This is a genomic window from Pseudomonas putida (assembly GCF_001636055.1).
Classification (GTDB): domain Bacteria; phylum Pseudomonadota; class Gammaproteobacteria; order Pseudomonadales; family Pseudomonadaceae; genus Aquipseudomonas; species Aquipseudomonas machongensis.
This window is the reverse complement of record NZ_CP011789.1, coordinates 3,383,932-3,399,849: the sequence shown is the minus strand read 5'-3', so window position 1 is coordinate 3,399,849 and position 15,918 is coordinate 3,383,932. Positions and strand designations below refer to the sequence as shown.

The following is a 15,918-nucleotide window of genomic DNA, read 5'->3' as shown; positions in this document are numbered from 1 at the left end:
GATATGGCTTTTGGCCAGTATATGGGCGCGACTGCTTGCTATCCTAGTACAACGATTCAGCTACCGTCTGATGAAATGGTTATAACCCCATGCCCGAAAGTGAGGTGCCTGTGCGCCTGCGACGCCGTGCTGGGGTATCATGGCCGCCTTTTCCCTACGAGGCCGGTCCCATGTCCCTGAACGCTGAGCAGATCGCAGAGTTTCGTGCTTTTGCCGAGCAACTGGCCGACGCCGCTGCGCTGGCGATCCAGCCGTATTTTCGCGCGAGCCTGGAGGTCGAAGACAAGGGCGGGCGCCTCTACGATCCGGTGACCGTGGCGGACAAAGCCGCCGAAGACGCCATGCGTGCGTTGATCCAGGCGCGATATCCGACGCATGGCATCCTGGGCGAGGAGCAGGGCGTGGCACAGGGCAGCAGCCCGCTGACCTGGGTGCTGGACCCGATCGATGGCACCCGGGCCTTCATCACCGGCCTGCCGCTGTGGGGCACGCTGATTGCGCTGAACGATGGCCAGCAGCCAGTGGTGGGGGTGATGAATCAACCCTTTACCGGCGAGCGTTTCGTCGGTACGCCCGAGGGCGCCTGGCGTAGCGGTGCGCCGCTGAAGACCCGTGCCTGCGGGTCGCTCGAGACCGCCACGCTGATGTGCACCACACCGGACATGTTCGACACCCCGGCGCGCAAGGCGGCCTTCGAGCACGTGGCCGGGCGGGCGCGGCTGATGCGTTATGGCGGCGACTGCTACGCCTATTGCATGCTGGCGTCGGGATTTGTCGATGTGATCGTCGAGGCGAGCCTTCAGCCCTACGACGTGCAGGCACTGATGCCGATCATCGAAGGGGCGGGCGGTGTGATCACCGCGTGGGATGGCAGCTCGGCGCAGAACGGCGGGTGCATCGTGGCCTGCGGTGACCCGGCGCTTCATGCCCAGGTCGTGGAGATGTTGCGCGCAGCGATGTAACGCTCAGTCGCGGTAGAACACCTGCACCAGGTGATAACCGAACTTGGTCTTGATCGGCCCATGCACCACGCGCAGGGCCTTCTTGAAGATCACCTGGTCGATGGCACCGACCAACTGGCCAGGACGCACCTCGCCCAGGTCACCACCGCGCTTGCCTGACGGGCAGGTCGAGAACTTCTTCGCCAGCACGTCGAACGCCTCGCCCTTGGCCAGGCGTTGCTTGAGTTGTTCGGCCTCATCGGCGGTCTTGACCAGGATATGGCGCGCTTGTGCTTTCATGTGACACCTGTGCTTCGGGCAAAAAAGGGCGCCATTATGCCTGATCGCGCAGCTCGGCGCGGTCACGGAAATGCGCCAGCGCCTCGGGGTTGGCCAGGGCGTCGGTGTTCTTCACCGCCAGCCCGTGCACCACGTTGCGCACCGCCAGCTCCACCAGTTTGCCGCTGACGGTGCGTGGGATGTCTGGCACCTGGGCAATCACCGCTGGCACATGGCGCGGCGTGGTGTATTGGCGGATCACCTGGCGGATGCGCCGACACAGGGCGTCGTCCAGTTGCAGGCCCTCGCGCAGACGCACGAACAGCACCACACGCACGTCACCTTGCCAGTCCTGGCCGATGGCGATGCTATCGACCACCTCCTCGACCTTCTCCACCTGGCGATAGATCTCCGCCGTACCGATGCGCACGCCGCCAGGGTTGAGCACCGCGTCGGAGCGTCCGTGGATCACCAGCCCGCCGCTGGCGGTCTCTTCGGCGTAGTCACCCTGTGCCCAGACGCCGGGGAACAGGCTGAAGTAAGCCTCGTGGTAGCGGCTGCCGTCGGTGTCACCCCAGAACCCCAACGGCATCGACGGGAAATGACGGGTGCAGACCAGCTCACCTTTCTCACCCACCACTGCCTCGCGTCGTTCGTTCCACACCTGCACGGCCATGCCCAGGCCCCGGCATTGCATCTCCCCGCGCCGTATTGGCAAGGTCGGGTTACCCAGCACGAAGCATGAGACGATGTCGGTACCGCCGGACATCGAGACCAGGCGCACATCACGCTTGATCTGGTGGTAGACGTAGTCGTAGCTGTGCGGCGACAGCGGCGAACCGGTCGACAACAACAGGCGCAGGCTGTCGAGGCGGTGGCTGCGCATCGGCACCAGGCCTTGCTGTTCCAGGGTGGCCAGGTACTTGGCGCTGGTGCCGAATACCTGGATGCCTTCGGCGTCGATCAGGTCGAGCAGGCGTTCGGGGCCGGGGTGCAGCGGCGAGCCGTCGTACAGCACCAGGGTGGCACCGACCGCCAGGCCGCTGGCCAGCCAGTTCCACATCATCCAGCCACAGGTGGTGTAGTAGAACATCACGTCGTCGGCCTTCAGATCGTTGTGCAGGCCGTGCTCCTTCAGATGCTGCAGCAGTACGCCTCCTGCACCGTGGACGATGCACTTGGGTACGCCGGTGGTGCCGCTGGAGTAGAGGATGTACAGCGGGTGGTCGAACGGCAGGGCGGTGAACTCAGGTTCGCCGCCGGCCTGATAGACGTCCTGCCAGAGGCTGACCTGGGGGCCGACGAACTCATCGGTGCGCGTCTGCTCGCGGGTGTAGGGCACGACCAGCAGGTGCTCCAGCGCCGGCAACTGGGCGCAGACCTGGTTGATCTTCTCGACCTGGTCGATCACCTTGCCGGCATAGTGATAACCGGCACAGGCGATCAGCAGCTTGGGCGCGATCTGGCCAAAACGATCGATGATGCCGTGCAGCCCGAACTCGGGGGAGGCGTTGGACCAGACCGCCCCCAGGCTAGCGCTGGCAAGCATGGCCACCAGCGTTTGCCAGGTGTTGGGCATGATCGCGGCGATACGATCGCCTGGCTGGATGCCGAGGGCCTTGAAGGCGCGTTGCAGGCCGGCGACCTCGGCGGCCAGTTGACGGTGGCTGAGTACCTCGCGTGTGCCGTCCTCACGCACGGCGATCAGCGCCGGATGCGTGTCGCGCCGGCGCAACAGGTGTTCTGCATAGTTGAGCGTGCCATCTGCGAACCAGCGCGCGTCCGGCATCTGCGCGCCTTCGCTGAGCACCTGCGAGGGCAGACTGTGCCAGCGCACTTCGAAGAACGCGCAGAGACTCTGCCAGAACGCTTCGCGCTGCTCGATGCTCCAGCGGTGCAGGTCTGCGTAGTTGGCGAGCTGCAGCCCAAGGTCCTGGTTCACCTGGCGGCGGAAGTGGTCCATTCGGCTGGCCTGGACCTGCGCGGGGCTGGGGCGCCACAGTACGTCGCTCATGCGAACCTCCTCGGTCGGTGGGGCATCGACACGGCCTGCCAGGCGCCGTCTTGAAGGTACATTCAAGACGGTCCCTGATTGAACTCTAGACCTTACTGCGCCAACCAGCCGCCATCCACGTTCCAGGCGGCGCCACGCACCTGGCTGCCGGCCTCGCTGCACAGGAAAAGCGCCAGCTCGCCCAGGTGCTCGGGGGTGACGAAGGCCAGCGAGGGCTGTTTTTCGGCCAGCAGGTCATGCTGGGCCTGCCGAGGGTCGCCGCCTGCCGCTGCGCGGTCGTCGATCTGCTTCTGCACCAGCGGGGTCAGCACCCAGCCGGGGCAGATGGCATTGCAGGTCACGTTGCTGGTCGCGGTTTCCAGCGCCACCACCTTGGTCAAGCCGATCACTCCGTGTTTTGCCGCCACGTAGGCGGCTTTGCCGGTGGAGCCCACCAAGCCGTGCACCGAGGCAATGTTGATGATGCGCCCCCAGCCGCGTTCGCGCATGCCCGGAAGGGCCAGGCGGGTGCCGTGGAACACGGCCGAGAGGTTCAAGGCGATGATCTTGTCCCAGCTCTGCACCGGGAAGGCTTCCACCGGCGCGACGTGCTGGATGCCGGCGTTGTTGACGAGGATGTCGACGCCGCCGAACTCGCGCTCGGCCAGGGCGAACAGGGCCTCGATCTGCGTCACCTCGGACAGGTCGGCCGGATGGTGGGCGACCTTCACGCCGTGGCGGGCAATCTCGGCGAGCGCCGGTTGTGGATCGCCGAAACCGTTGAGCAGGATGTTGGCACCTGCCCGGGCCAGTACCTGGGCGATGCCCAGGCCGATACCGCTGGTGGATCCGGTGATGAGTGCCGTCTTGCCGTCTAGAGTCATGTGCCGCTCCTTACACGATGCCGATAGCGTTGAAACGATCAGGGTGTCTTTCAGTCGAGGGCCGGATCAGCGCCGCGGGTCGAACGCCTCGCGCAGCGCATCGCCGATGAATACCAGCAGCGACAGGATCACCGCCAGCGCGAAGAATGCGGTGAAGCCCAGCCAGGGGGCTTGCAGGTGCTGCTTGCCCTGGGTGACCAGCTCACCCAGCGACGCGGTGCCGGCCGGCATGCCGAAGCCGAGGAAGTCCAGTGCTGTCAGGGTGGTGATGGCACCGGTCAGCATGAACGGAATGTAGGTCAGTGTGGCGTTCATGGCATTGGGCAGGATATGCCGCAGCATCACCTGGGTGTCAGGCAGGCCCAGTGCACGGGCGGCCTTGACGTACTCCAGGTTGCGCCCGCGCAGGAACTCGGCGCGCACCACGTCGACCAGGGTCAGCCAGGAGAACAGCGCCATGATCCCCAGTAACCACCAGAAATTCGGTTCGACGAAGCCGGACAGGATGATCAGCAGATACAGCACCGGCAACCCCGACCAAACCTCCAGCAGGCGCTGGCCGAGCAGGTCGACCCAGCCGCCGTGGTAGCCCTGCAGCGCGCCGGCGGCGACGCCGATCAGCACGCTGACCAGGGTCAGGGCGAAGGCGAACAGCAAGGAAATACGTGTGCCATACAGCACCCGCGCGAGCACGTCGCGGCCCTGATCGTCGGTGCCCAGCCAATTGCTTGCGCTGGGCGGGCTGGGGGTGGGCACCTGCAGGTCGTAGTTGGGCGTGTCGGCACTGAAGGGAATGGGGGCGAACAGCATCCAGCCGCCCTGGCCTTCGATCAATTGGCGCACATAGGCGCTGCGGTAGTCGGGCTGGAAGGGCAGCTCACCGCCGAACTGCTGCTCGGTGTAGCGCTTGAGTGCGGGGGTGTACAGCTCGCCCTTGTACGAAAGCAGCAGCGGCTTGTCGTTGGCCACCAGCTCTGCACCCAGGCTCAGCAGCAGGAGGGCGGCGAACAGCCACAGCGAAACCCAGCCCAGGCGGTTATGGCGAAAACGCTGCAGACGGCGCCGGGCGACAGGCGAGAGCATCAGTGCGCCCTCGTGTCGAAGTCGATGCGCGGGTCGAGCAAGGTGTACGACAGGTCGCCTACCAGACGAATCAGCAAGCCTGCCAGGGTGAAGATGAACAGGGTGCCGAACACCACCGGGTAGTCCCGCGAGACGGCCGCCTCGTAGCTCATGCGCCCTAGGCCGTCGAGCGAGAAGATCACTTCGATCAGCAATGAACCAGCGAAGAACACCGTGATCAACGCCTGCGGCACCCCGGCCACCACCAGCAGCATGGCATTGCGCAGCACATGGCCGTACAGCACCCGGCGTTGGCTCAAGCCCTTGGCCCGGGCGGTGACCACATACTGGCGCGAGATCTCGTCGAGGAAGGCGTTCTTGGTCAGCAGGGTGAGGGTGGCGAACCCACCGATCACCAAGGCCCCGACCGGCAGAACCAGGTGCCAGAAGTAATCGGCGACCTTGCCCAGCAGGCTCAGTTGGTCGAAGTCTTCCGAAACCAGCCCGCGCACCGGGAACCAGTTCAACGACGTGCCGCCGGCGAACAGTACGATCAGCAGCAGGGCGAAGAGGAACGAGGGCAGTGCGTAGCCAACCACGATCAGCGCGCTGCTCCAGGCATCGAAACGGCTGCCGTGGCGCACAGCCTTGCGGATGCCCAACGGGATCGAGACCAGGTAGGTGATCAGCGTCGCCCAGAAGCCCAGCGACAGGGTGACGGGCAACTTGTCGAGAATCAGGTCGGTGACCTTGGCGCCACGGAAGAAACTCTGGCCAAAATCGAGCCGGGCATACTGGCCGAGCATCAGCCACAGGCGCTCCGGGGCGCTCTTGTCGAAGCCGTACTGGCGCTTGATCTCCTCGATCAGCTTGGGGTCGAGCCCGCGACTGGCGCGAGACTCGCCCTGCATCACCTCGACCCGCGCGCCGGGGGCGCCGCCGCCAATGCCTTGCAGGCGCGCCACGGCCTGCTCCACAGGGCCGCCGGGAGCCGCCTGGACGATGGCGAAGTTCACCAGCAGGATCGCCAGCAGGGTCGGAATGATCAGCAGCAGGCGCCGCAGGATATAGGCGGTCATGGCGCAACCTTCGTACGTTCAGCCATCTGCTGATTGGTCAGCGCCGTGGGGCTGAGCTCCCACCAGGTATCCAGGCCTTCGTCGTAGGCGGCCTGCACCTTGGGCAGGCCGAAGCGGTTCCACCAGACGGTCGAGCTGCCGGGCGGGTAATAGTTTGGAATCCAGTAGTAGTTCCACTGCAGCACCCGGTCCAGGGCGTGGGCATGGCGCAGCATGTCAGCCTGGGTCGAGGCGCGTACCAGGCCATCGAGCAGGTGGTCGACCGCCGGGTCCTTGAGCACCATGAGGTTGTTCGAACCAGGGTCATTGGCGGCGGCGGAGCCAAAGTAGTTGTATTGTTCCGAGCCGGGTGACAGCGTGACCGGGTAGCCGGTCACGACCATGTCGTAGTCGCGCGCCATCAGCCGGTTGATGTACTGCGCCGAGTCGACGTTGCGGATATTCAGCTCGATGCCGATTTGCGCCAGATTGCGCTTCCAGGGCAAGAGCAAGCGCTCGAGGCCCGATTGCCCGTTGAGGAAGGTGAAGCTCAGCGCTGTGCCATCGGCGTTTACCAGGCGATCGCCTTCGGGGCGCCAGCCCGCAGCCTGGAGCAGCTCGAGTGCCTGCAACTGCTGTCTGCGGACGATGCCCGTGCCATCGGTCACCGGTGCCGTGAACACTTGGCTGAAGACCTCGTCGGGGATCTGGCCGCGTAGCGGTTCGAGCAGTTTGAGTTCCTCGGCGTCGGGCAGCTCGCGTGCTGCGAGCGGGGTGTTGGAGTACAGGCTTTGCTGGCGGATGTACAGGTTGCGCATCATCTGCCGGTTGCTCCACTCGAAGTCCCAGAGCATGGCCAGCGCCTGGCGTACACGGCGGTCGCGAAACACCGGCTTGTCGAGGTTGAATACGAACCCCTGAGCGTTCTGTGGCTTGGCAGGGCCCAGATGGGCGCGCTGCAGGCGGCCATCGTCGAGCTGGGCGCCGTTGTAGCCCAGGGTGTAGGCGGTGGCGGAGAACTCGCGGTTGTAATCGTAGCCACCGCCCTTGAGTACCTGGCGGGCAACCTCGGTGTCGCCGAAGTACTCGACGCGCAAGCGCTGGAAGTTAAAGCGCCCGCGGTTGACTGGCAGGTCCCTGGCCCACCAGTTGGGGTCGCGCTCGAAGGTGATGCTGCGACCGTTGTCGATCCGGCTGATGCGGTAGGGGCCACTGCCGACCGGTTTCTCGAACCCGGCGCCATTGGCAAAATCGCGTGCCTGCCAGTCGTGTTCCGGCAGTACCGGCAGGCTTGCCAGGTCCAGCGGCAGGGTGCGGCCATGGGGTTGCTTGAAGTCGAAGCGAACGCTGTGCGGGCCTTCCACGGTGACCCCGGCAACCTCGGCGAACTGCGTGCGGTATTTGAGGCTGCCCTTGCTCATCAGCAGCTCGAAGGTGAAACGCACGTCCTCGGCGCGCACTGGTGTGCCGTCGGCAAAGGTGGCACGCGGGTCGATTTCGAAACGCAACCAGGCGTCGTCCGGACCACGCTCCATCCGGCGGGCGATCAAGCCATAGACCGTGTACGGCTCATCGTACGAGCGGACTGCCAGCGGTGCATACAGCCAGCCATCGACCTCGCTGACGCCGGTGCCCTTGTCGATATACGGCAGGATATGGTCGAACTGGCCAATCTCGATGGCCGAGCGCCGCAAGCTGCCGCCCTTGGGGGCGTGCGGGTCGACGTAGTCGAAGTGCGAGAAGTTGGCGGGGTAGCGCGGCGCTTCACCGTAGACGGTGAGGGCGTGGGAGGGCGCGGCCTGGATGGTCAATGCCAGGCATGACAGCAAGCATCCGACCAACAGACGGCTCAGCACCCGGCAGGAGCGGGCTTGCCCCGCGATCGGCAGCTGCGAGACGCAGGAGGTGACGGTACTGGCCCTGTCGCGGGACAAGCCCGCTCCTACAAGGGCGCTGCAGGGGCGGGCGAACAAGACCGAATCAGTCCTGGCGGCTGGTCACTTCCAGCAGGTGGTAGCCGAACTGGGTCTTGACCGGGCCCTGCACGGTGTTGACTGGCGCGCTGAACACCACGGTGTCGAATTCCTTGACCATCTGGCCTGGGCCGAAGGAGCCCAGGTCACCGCCCTGGCGGCTGGACGGGCAGGTGGAGTTGGCCTTGGCGATTTCGCCGAAGTCGGCACCGGCTTCGATCTGAGCCTTGAGTTCGTTGCACTTCTCTTCGCTGCTGACGAGGATGTGGCGGGCGGTGGCACGTGCCATGGGAACTGCTCCTTGATGTGAAACGGCAAGCCTAGCGCAATTGGCTGCGAAATGTCTCGCAAGGCTTGCCGTAAGCCTCCTACAACTGATCTGCCGCCTGGCGCAGCAAGGCGTCGGTCGAATCCCAGCCCAGGCAGCCGTCGGTGATCGACACGCCGTATTTCAACGCGCCCTTGCCCAGCGCCTGGCAGCCGTCGAACAGGTGCCCCTCGAGCATCACGCCGACGATCGAGGTGTCACCGGCCAGGCGCTGGCTCAGCACATCCCCGAATACCGCGGGCTGACGCGCCGGATCCTTGCCGCTGTTGGCGTGGCTGCAATCGACCATGATCCGCGCCGCAAGCCCGGCCTTGGCCAGCCCCTGGCGGGCCAGGGCGATGCTGTCGGCATCGTAGTTCGGGCCCTTGTGGCCGCCGCGCAGCACCAGGTGGGTATCCGGGTTGCCGAAGGTCTCGATGATCGCCGGGTAGCCTTGCGCATCCATGCCGAAGTGGCGGTGCGGCGCCGCGGCGCTGCGCATGGCGTCGGTAGCGATGGCAACCCCACCGTCGGTGCCGTTCTTGAAGCCGACCGGCAGCTCCAGGCCGCTGACCATCTCGCGGTGAATCTGTGATTCAGTCGTGCGCGCGCCGATGGCCGCCCAGCTCAGCAGGTCATCGAAATAGCCCGCTGCCATCGGTTGGAGCAGTTCGGTGGCGATCGGCAAGCCGCGTTCGAGCATGCCCAGCATCAGGCCTCGGGACAGGGCGATACCGGCATGCATGTCGTCGCTGCCGTCCAGATGCGGGTCGTAGGCCAGGCCTTTCCAGCCGACGGTGGTGCGCGGTTTTTCCACGTAGGCCCGCATCACCAGCAGCAGCTTGTCATCGACTTCGCGGCTCAGGGCCGCCAGGCGGTCGGCGTACTCCAAGGCCGAGCGTGGATCGTGGATCGAGCAGGGGCCGACAATCACCAGCAGCCGTGGGTCGCGGCCTTCGAGAATGGCGCGCACGGCCTGGCGATGGGCGTGGACTTGTTGGGCGAGTTCGCTGGAAAGCGGCATCTGCTGCTTGAGCAGATGGGGGCTGGGCAGGCGCTGGCTGACGGAGGCGTTGGCAGCGGCAGGTTGGGTCAGGGGCAGAGCGAGATTCGAAGCTTGCATGGCGTTATTTCCCTGGGCGGACGGCGGGTGCATCCCGCGCGGTCGGCCCTATCGAGGTGTTCGACAGGTATTCGGATGATTACTGTGTGCAGCGTCGCCACCAGTGATGGACCGTACGGAGGCGGCAGGCTGGCCCGAACGGGATTGGCTAAATCGCCAGGCGTAGGTGTCTGCGTAGGGGTAGCTGGTGTAGTTCATGAATCTGTCCTCGGAACGAATGAATGTTTTTCAGGGCCTGGAAACGCAAAAACCCCGGTCGGGGAGCCGACCGGGGGTTTGAGTATTCTCATGTTCGGCGGCCCCTCGAAGGTGGGCGCCGTGTGGGTATCGGCGCCTAGTGGCTAAACCAATACCCAAAATAAGAGCAGGCGACGGTACGACCGGCAACGGCCAGCACAGGGCGCGAGATGCGACCGGTGGTGTTGGCGTGATTGCAGGTATGTTTCGACATGTTGCTCTCCAGTGAGTGGGGTCGAGCTTACTGCACCTGTAACGCTGTGTTCAATGGATAAATGCTATCGCGGTGATAATCCGGGGCAGCGACGCGGCCCCGGCGGGGTGCGATCACAGCGGGTAGTGCTTGAGTTCTCGCGCAATCAGCATCCGCTGAATCTCGCTCGAGCCCTCGTAGATCTGCGTGATGCGCGCATCGCGGTAGTACTTCTCCACCGGATAGTCCTCAAGATACCCATAGCCGCCATGCACCTGGATGGCCATGGAGCACACCCGTTCGGCCATTTCCGAGGCGAACAGCTTGGCCTGCGAGGCTTCCGACAGGCATGGCTTGCCGGCCGTGCGCAGGCGTGCGGCGTGGAGGATCAGCAGGCGTGCAGCGTTGACCTGCACCTGCATGTCGGCCAGCAGGTTGGCGATGCTTTGGTGCTCGTTGATCGGTTTGCCGAACTGGATACGCTCGCGCGAATAGGTCAGCGCGGCCTCGAACGCGGCACGGGCAATGCCCAGGGCCTGGGCGGCGATGCCGATGCGTCCGCCTTCGAGGTTGGACAGGGCAATGGCCAGGCCCTTGCCGCGCTCACCCAGCAGATTGGCGGCCGGGATGCGGCAGTTGTCGAGGGTGACTGCGCAGGTGTCGGAGGCGCGGATGCCCATCTTGTGTTCGCTGCGATCGACCTTGAAGCCTGGGTTGTCGGTCTCTACCAGGAACGCCGACAGGCCTTTCTTGCCCAGCTCCGGATCGGTGACGGCAAAGACGATGGCCAGCCCTGCACGGCGGGCGTTGCTGACGAACTGCTTGGCGCCGCTGATGACCCAGTGGCCGTCCACCAGCTCGGCGCGTGTGCGCAGGTTATGGGCTTCGGAGCCGGCCTGCGGCTCGGTCAGGCAGAAGCAGCCAATCACTTCGCCACTGGCCAGGCGCGGCAGCCATTGCTGCTGTTGTTCAGCGCTGCCATAAGCCAGCAGCGGGCCGCAGCCGACCGAGTTGTGGATGCTCATCATCGCACCGGTCGCGCCGTCGCCAGCCGAGATTTCTTCTACCGCCAGGGCATAGGTGACGTAGTCGGTGTAGCTGCCGCCGAAGGTGTCGGGCACGACCATGCCCAGCAGGCCCAGCTCACCCATGGCGCGGACCACGTCATCGTCGATCCAGCCAGCCTTCTCCCAGGCCTGGGCATGGGGCGCGATCTCGCCACGGGCAAAATCCCGGGCCATGTCGCGGATCATGATCTGTTCTTCGCTCAGTTCCAGGTCTTGCATGCTGTGTACTCCCGGGCTCACAGGCCTTCGAAGAATTGATCGACCCGCTGGCGCGACAGCGCGGCGAGTGTGGGCGGGTTCCAGCGGGGCTGCTTGTCCTTGTCGACGATCAGCGCACGCACGCCCTCGATGATGTCGCCATGGGCGAACCACTGGCGGTCCAGGTGCAGCTCCATGGCGAAGCATTCTTCCAGGCTCAGGCGGCGACCGCGACGCAACATCTCCAGGGTAACCGCCATCGCCAGTGGTGAACGGGTTTCCAGCTGATCGGCGGTGGCCAGCGCCCAGGGGCGGCTGTCGCCGATGCTCACGGCGCGCAGTTGCTCGATGATGCTGGTCAGGTCGGGCAGGGCGAAGAAGTGATCGATGGCCGGGCGCAGTTTGGCCAGGGGCGCGTCTTCCAATATCTGTGAGCCAAGTTTGGCGAGCAGACCTTGCAGATCCTTGAGTGGCTGGTCGCCGAAGTTCAGATGGTCCAGGCCTTCGTCCAGCGCGGCCAGCTTTGCGCTGTCCACATACCAGTCCGCCAGCCCGCAGTACAGCGCATCGGCGGCCTGGATCTGCGCGCCGCTGACACCCAGGTAGATCCCTAGCTCGCCAGGGATGCGCGAAAGGAAGTAGCTGCCGCCGACATCGGGGAAGTAGCCGATACCGACTTCGGGCATCCCTAGACGACTGCGTTCGGTGACGATGCGCAGGTCCGCGCCCTGGGCCAGGCCCATGCCGCCACCGAGTGTGAAGCCGTCCATCAGTACCAGGATGGGTTTGCGGTAATGATGGATGCACAGGTCGAGGGCATATTCCTCGACGAAGAAGCGTTCATGCAGGTCGCTGCCGGACTTGAAGCTGTCGTGCAGCGAGCGGATGTCACCCCCAGCGCAGAAGCCCTTGGGGCCTTCGCCGCGCAGCACCACGGCCTTGACTTGCGGATCTTGCGCCCAGGCGTCGAGGTGATGCTGCAGGCTGCGCACCATGTCGAGGGTCAGGGCGTTGAGGCCGGAGGGACGGTTGAGTGTCAGGTGGCCGATGTGATTGCGGGTGTCGGCCAGAACATGATCCGTGGCCGTTGGTTGAGCGTGCGCGGTCATCGCGGTCTCCCTGCTTTGTTATTGATTTTCCAAGTCAAGTCTGGAAATACGCTGGAGGATCAACGGATCCTGCCATGCGTATTTGCCTGACACAATTGGTAAATCTGCAGGGGAAGGGTGCATTTTTGTGGCAGATGATCAGGCATCTGCCGTGTGGGTGCTGGCCCTTTCGCGGGCAAGCCCGTTCCCACAAGCTCTGGTGTGATCCTTGGTGGGAGCGGGCTTGCCCGCGAAAAGAGCGACGCGCACTCGCCTCAGTTACGATCCAGCCACACCGTCTGCACGTTACAGAACTCGCGCACACCAAAGTGCGACAGCTCACGCCCGAAACCGCTCTTCTTGACGCCGCCGAACGCTACGCGAGGGTCGGAGGCGCAGTAGCCGTTGATGAACACACCGCCGGTGTCCAGCGCCGAGGTCATGCGCTCTGCCTTTGCCAGGTCGGCGGTGTAGATCGTCGCCGCCAGGCCGAACTCGCTGTCGTTGGCCAGTTCCACCGCGTGCTCGGCGTCACGGGCGCTGATGATCGCCGCCACCGGGCCGAACAGCTCCTGCTTGAAGGCCGTCATGTCGCGGGTCACGTTGGCGAACACGGTCGGTTCGTAGAAGTTGGCGTTGCCTTCAACCTTCTTGCCGCCCAGCAGCAACGTGGCGCCTTCGGCGAGGGTTGCCTGAACCTGGCCATCGAGCTCGTCGCGCAGGTCGAAGCGGGCCATCGGGCCGATGTACGTGTCGTCCTGCAGTGGGTTGCCGATTTTCAGGGCGCGGGTCGCTTCCACGAACTTCTGCGTGAAGGCATCGACGATGCTGTCTTCCACGATGAAGCGTTTGGCCGCGGCGCAGACTTGGCCGGTGTTCTGGTAGCGGCCGATCACTGCAGCCTTGACGGCGGCATCGAGGTCGGCATCGGCCAGCACGATGAACGGATCGGAACCGCCCAGTTCCAGCACGCACTTCTTCAGCGCTGCGCCCGCTTGGGCACCGATGGCCATGCCGGCACGCACGCTGCCGGTGAGGGTAATGGCGGCGATGCGCGGGTCATTGATCGCGCGGGTGACGCCATCCGGAGTGACGTTGATCACTTCGAACACGCCTTGCGGCAAGCCAGCCTGCTTGAACAGCTCGGCCAGCAGGTAGGCGCTGCCCATCACGTTCGGCGCGTGCTTGAGCACATAGGTGTTGCCGGCCAGCAGGGCGGGGACGGCGCCACGCAGCACTTGCCAGATCGGGAAGTTCCACGGCATCACCGCGAGGATAGGGCCCAGCGGGCGGTATTCGATACGCGCTTTCTCGACCTGGGTGGCCTCGGGAGCGAGCATGGCCGGGCCGTGTTCGGCGTACCACTGACACAGGCCGATGCACTTGGTCACTTCGCCACGGGCCTGGGCGATCGGCTTGCCGATTTCGCGGGTGATCATCACCGCGAAGGCTTCATGATTGGCCTGCAGTGCGTTGGCCAGGGCGATCAGGTATTCGCTGCGCTGACCCAGCGACACCTGGCGCCACTGGGCGTAGCCGGCCTTGGCGCGTTGCAGGGCTGCGTCCAGTGCGGCATCGGTGTCGTAGGGGTAGGCGCCAATCTGTTCGCCGCTGTACGGGTCGACGGAAATGGCATGGGTCAGGCTGCTGATCTCGCTCATGGCGGGTCCTCTTGTTGTCTTGGCGGTGTCGTATTCGACTGAAGGCCAGACTAATGGCGTGCGCCTTTACTGAAAACTGAATAATAATGAGCGAAACATTCACGAATGGAGAAAGGCTGTGGACCTGGTGCAACTGGAGATGTTCAAGGCCGTGGCCGAACACGGCAGCATTAGCGCTGCCGCCCAACACATCCATCGGGTGCCGTCGAACCTGACCACCCGTATCAAGCAGCTCGAAGAAGACCTGGGGGTGGAGCTGTTCATCCGCGAGAAGAGTCGCCTGCGCCTCTCTCCGGCGGGCTGGAACTTCCTGGAGTACACCCGGCGCATCCTGGAGCTGGTGCAGGAGGCGCGCTCGACCGTGGCCGGCGAAGACCCGCAAGGCACCTTTGCCCTCGGCTCGCTGGAGAGCACCGCAGCGGTGCGCATTCCTACGGTGCTGGCGGCCTATAACCAGCGTTATCCGAAGGTCGATCTGGACCTCTCCACTGGCCCGTCGGGGACCATGCTCGAAGGGGTGCTGTCCGGGCGGCTGGTGGCGGCCTTCGTCGACGGCCCGGTGCTGCATCCGACACTTGAGGGCATGCCGGTGTTCGAGGAGGAGATGATGGTCATCGCACCCTTGAACCACGCCCCGGTCAGTCGCGCCCAGGATGTCAACGGCGAAAGCATCTACGCCTTCCGTGCCAACTGCTCGTACCGGCATCATTTCGAGAGCTGGTTCGTCAAGGACAAGGCCGTCCCGGGCAAGATCCACGAGATGGAGTCGTACCACGGCATGCTCGCCTGTGTCAGCGCCGGTGCAGGCCTGGCACTGATGCCCCGCAGCATGCTCGACAGCATGCCCGGCGCCAGTACGGTCAGCGCCTGGCCGTTGTCCGAGGATTTCCGTTACCTCAAGACCTGGCTGGTGTGGCGTCGCGGTACGGTGTCACGCAGCCTGAGCATGTTCATTCGCCTGCTGGAGGAGCAGGCCGGGGAAGGGATGCAGGGCGACAAAACAGACACTTTCTGACTTTTTCTTAGGCAATAGTGGCAAATGACTTTCATCTTTCATCGCGGCTGACGATAATCAGAAAAGTATTACTACTTGTGACCCCAGGTGGGATGGCCTGGGGCGCAAGCGAAGAACGAGAGGCCAAGCCTCCACTTGCTGCAGGCACGACCCACCAGGGCACCTGCCCGTGAAGACCTTCTGGAGTAGTCATTGATGAAAACCCGTCTTGCCACCTCGCTGGCCGCCGCAGTACTGGCTCTGGCCGGCGCCAACCTGGCCCAGGCCGCGCAAATCTCCGGTGCCGTGGGCGCCACCAGCCAGGGCGACATGACCTATCGCATCGGTCTGTCGTTCGACTGGGACAAGAAGTGGCTGCAGAGCAGCACCGGTCACCTGACCGGTTACTGGGATGGCGCCTATACCTACTGGGAGGGTGGCGACTACAGCGGCGCCCACTCCTTGTCGTTCAGCCCGGTATTCGTCTATGAGTTCGGTGATTCGGGCTACGTCCCGTTCATCGAGGCCGGTATCGGCCTGGCCGCCTTCTCCAAGACCGACGTCGGTGATCAGAAGCTGGGCTCGTCGGTCAACTTCGAAGACCGCATCGGCTTCGGCCTGAAGCTGCCGGGTCAGCAGAAGATTGGCATTCGCGCCACGCATTACTCCAACGCCGGCATCAAGCAGCCGAACGACGGCATCGAGTCGTACGCGCTGTTCTACAGCGCCGGCTTCTAAGCGCTGCCTGTGCACCGTCGGTAGCGGTCCGACGGTGCATCACGCCGCGCCGTGCTAGCCCTGGCCAAAGGCGTGCTTGACGAGCCCTCTGCCAGGTCAGGGCCGGCGAGCAGTACGCAGGT

At 64.5% G+C, this 15,918-nt stretch carries 14 protein-coding genes; 3 read left to right on the top strand and 11 right to left on the bottom strand.

Going from position 1 to position 15,918, the window contains the following annotated elements; all coding sequences use genetic code 11:
* Positions 1 to 170: 170 nt before the first annotated feature.
* Positions 171 to 962 (top strand): histidinol-phosphatase, encoded by a 792-nt coding sequence (gene hisN, locus AB688_RS15115; RefSeq protein ID WP_054890651.1) that lies wholly within the window; start codon positions 171 to 173, stop codon positions 960 to 962.
* Between the two features lie 3 nt (positions 963 to 965).
* Here the strand turns inward: hisN and AB688_RS15110 are convergent, their stop codons facing one another.
* The 11 genes from AB688_RS15110 to AB688_RS15060 all read right to left on the bottom strand — a co-directional run bounded on the left by AB688_RS15110 (position 966) and on the right by AB688_RS15060 (position 14,064).
* A complete protein-coding gene (locus AB688_RS15110; protein WP_054890650.1) occupies positions 966 to 1,241 on the bottom strand; it encodes a peptidylprolyl isomerase in 276 nt (91 codons plus the stop codon).
* Positions 1,242 to 1,275: 34 nt separating this feature from the next.
* On the bottom strand, positions 1,276 to 3,234 hold the full coding sequence (locus tag AB688_RS15105; RefSeq protein WP_063544964.1) for an acetoacetate--CoA ligase: 1,959 nt from the start codon (positions 3,232 to 3,234) through the stop codon (positions 1,276 to 1,278).
* 92 nt (positions 3,235 to 3,326) lie between these two features.
* Positions 3,327 to 4,097, bottom strand: coding sequence for a 3-hydroxybutyrate dehydrogenase (gene hbdH, locus AB688_RS15100; RefSeq protein WP_054890648.1), 771 nt, complete (start codon positions 4,095 to 4,097; stop codon positions 3,327 to 3,329).
* Between the two features lie 66 nt (positions 4,098 to 4,163).
* Positions 4,164 to 5,180, bottom strand: a complete 1,017-nt coding sequence (locus AB688_RS15095) for an ABC transporter permease (protein ID WP_063544963.1) — start codon at positions 5,178 to 5,180, stop codon at positions 4,164 to 4,166.
* Entirely contained in the window at positions 5,180 to 6,238 is a 1,059-nt protein-coding gene (locus AB688_RS15090; RefSeq protein WP_054890646.1) for a microcin C ABC transporter permease YejB, read from the bottom strand. Before AB688_RS15090 ends, AB688_RS15095 begins: the two co-directional genes overlap by 1 nt.
* Positions 6,235 to 8,034, bottom strand: coding sequence for an extracellular solute-binding protein (locus tag AB688_RS15085; protein WP_155738247.1), 1,800 nt, complete (start codon positions 8,032 to 8,034; stop codon positions 6,235 to 6,237). The genes AB688_RS15090 and AB688_RS15085 overlap by 4 nt, the downstream gene beginning before the upstream one ends.
* A gap of 163 nt (positions 8,035 to 8,197) precedes the next feature.
* Complete coding sequence (locus AB688_RS15080) at positions 8,198 to 8,479, bottom strand: peptidylprolyl isomerase (protein ID WP_054890645.1); 282 nt, start codon at positions 8,477 to 8,479, stop codon at positions 8,198 to 8,200.
* A gap of 79 nt (positions 8,480 to 8,558) precedes the next feature.
* On the bottom strand, positions 8,559 to 9,620 hold the full coding sequence (locus AB688_RS15075) for a 3-deoxy-7-phosphoheptulonate synthase (protein ID WP_063544962.1): 1,062 nt from the start codon (positions 9,618 to 9,620) through the stop codon (positions 8,559 to 8,561).
* 564 nt (positions 9,621 to 10,184) lie between these two features.
* The gene (locus AB688_RS15070) at positions 10,185 to 11,336 is read right to left on the bottom strand and encodes an acyl-CoA dehydrogenase family protein (protein ID WP_063544961.1); all 1,152 of its coding nucleotides are present in this window, start codon (positions 11,334 to 11,336) and stop codon (positions 10,185 to 10,187) included.
* 17 nt (positions 11,337 to 11,353) lie between these two features.
* Positions 11,354 to 12,424, bottom strand: a complete 1,071-nt coding sequence (locus AB688_RS15065; protein ID WP_054890642.1) for an enoyl-CoA hydratase/isomerase family protein — start codon at positions 12,422 to 12,424, stop codon at positions 11,354 to 11,356.
* A 254-nt stretch (positions 12,425 to 12,678) separates the two neighbouring features.
* Positions 12,679 to 14,064, bottom strand: a complete 1,386-nt coding sequence (locus AB688_RS15060) for an aldehyde dehydrogenase family protein (protein WP_063544960.1) — start codon at positions 14,062 to 14,064, stop codon at positions 12,679 to 12,681.
* Positions 14,065 to 14,182: 118 nt separating this feature from the next.
* Between AB688_RS15060 and ptrR the strand changes: the two genes are divergently transcribed.
* Both ptrR and AB688_RS15050 read left to right on the top strand, forming a co-directional pair.
* Positions 14,183 to 15,079, top strand: a complete 897-nt coding sequence (gene ptrR, locus AB688_RS15055) for a putrescine utilization regulator PtrR (RefSeq protein WP_063544959.1) — start codon at positions 14,183 to 14,185, stop codon at positions 15,077 to 15,079.
* A gap of 195 nt (positions 15,080 to 15,274) precedes the next feature.
* The gene (locus tag AB688_RS15050; RefSeq protein WP_054890639.1) at positions 15,275 to 15,796 is read left to right on the top strand and encodes an acyloxyacyl hydrolase; all 522 of its coding nucleotides are present in this window, start codon (positions 15,275 to 15,277) and stop codon (positions 15,794 to 15,796) included.
* Positions 15,797 to 15,918: the final 122 nt, after the last annotated feature.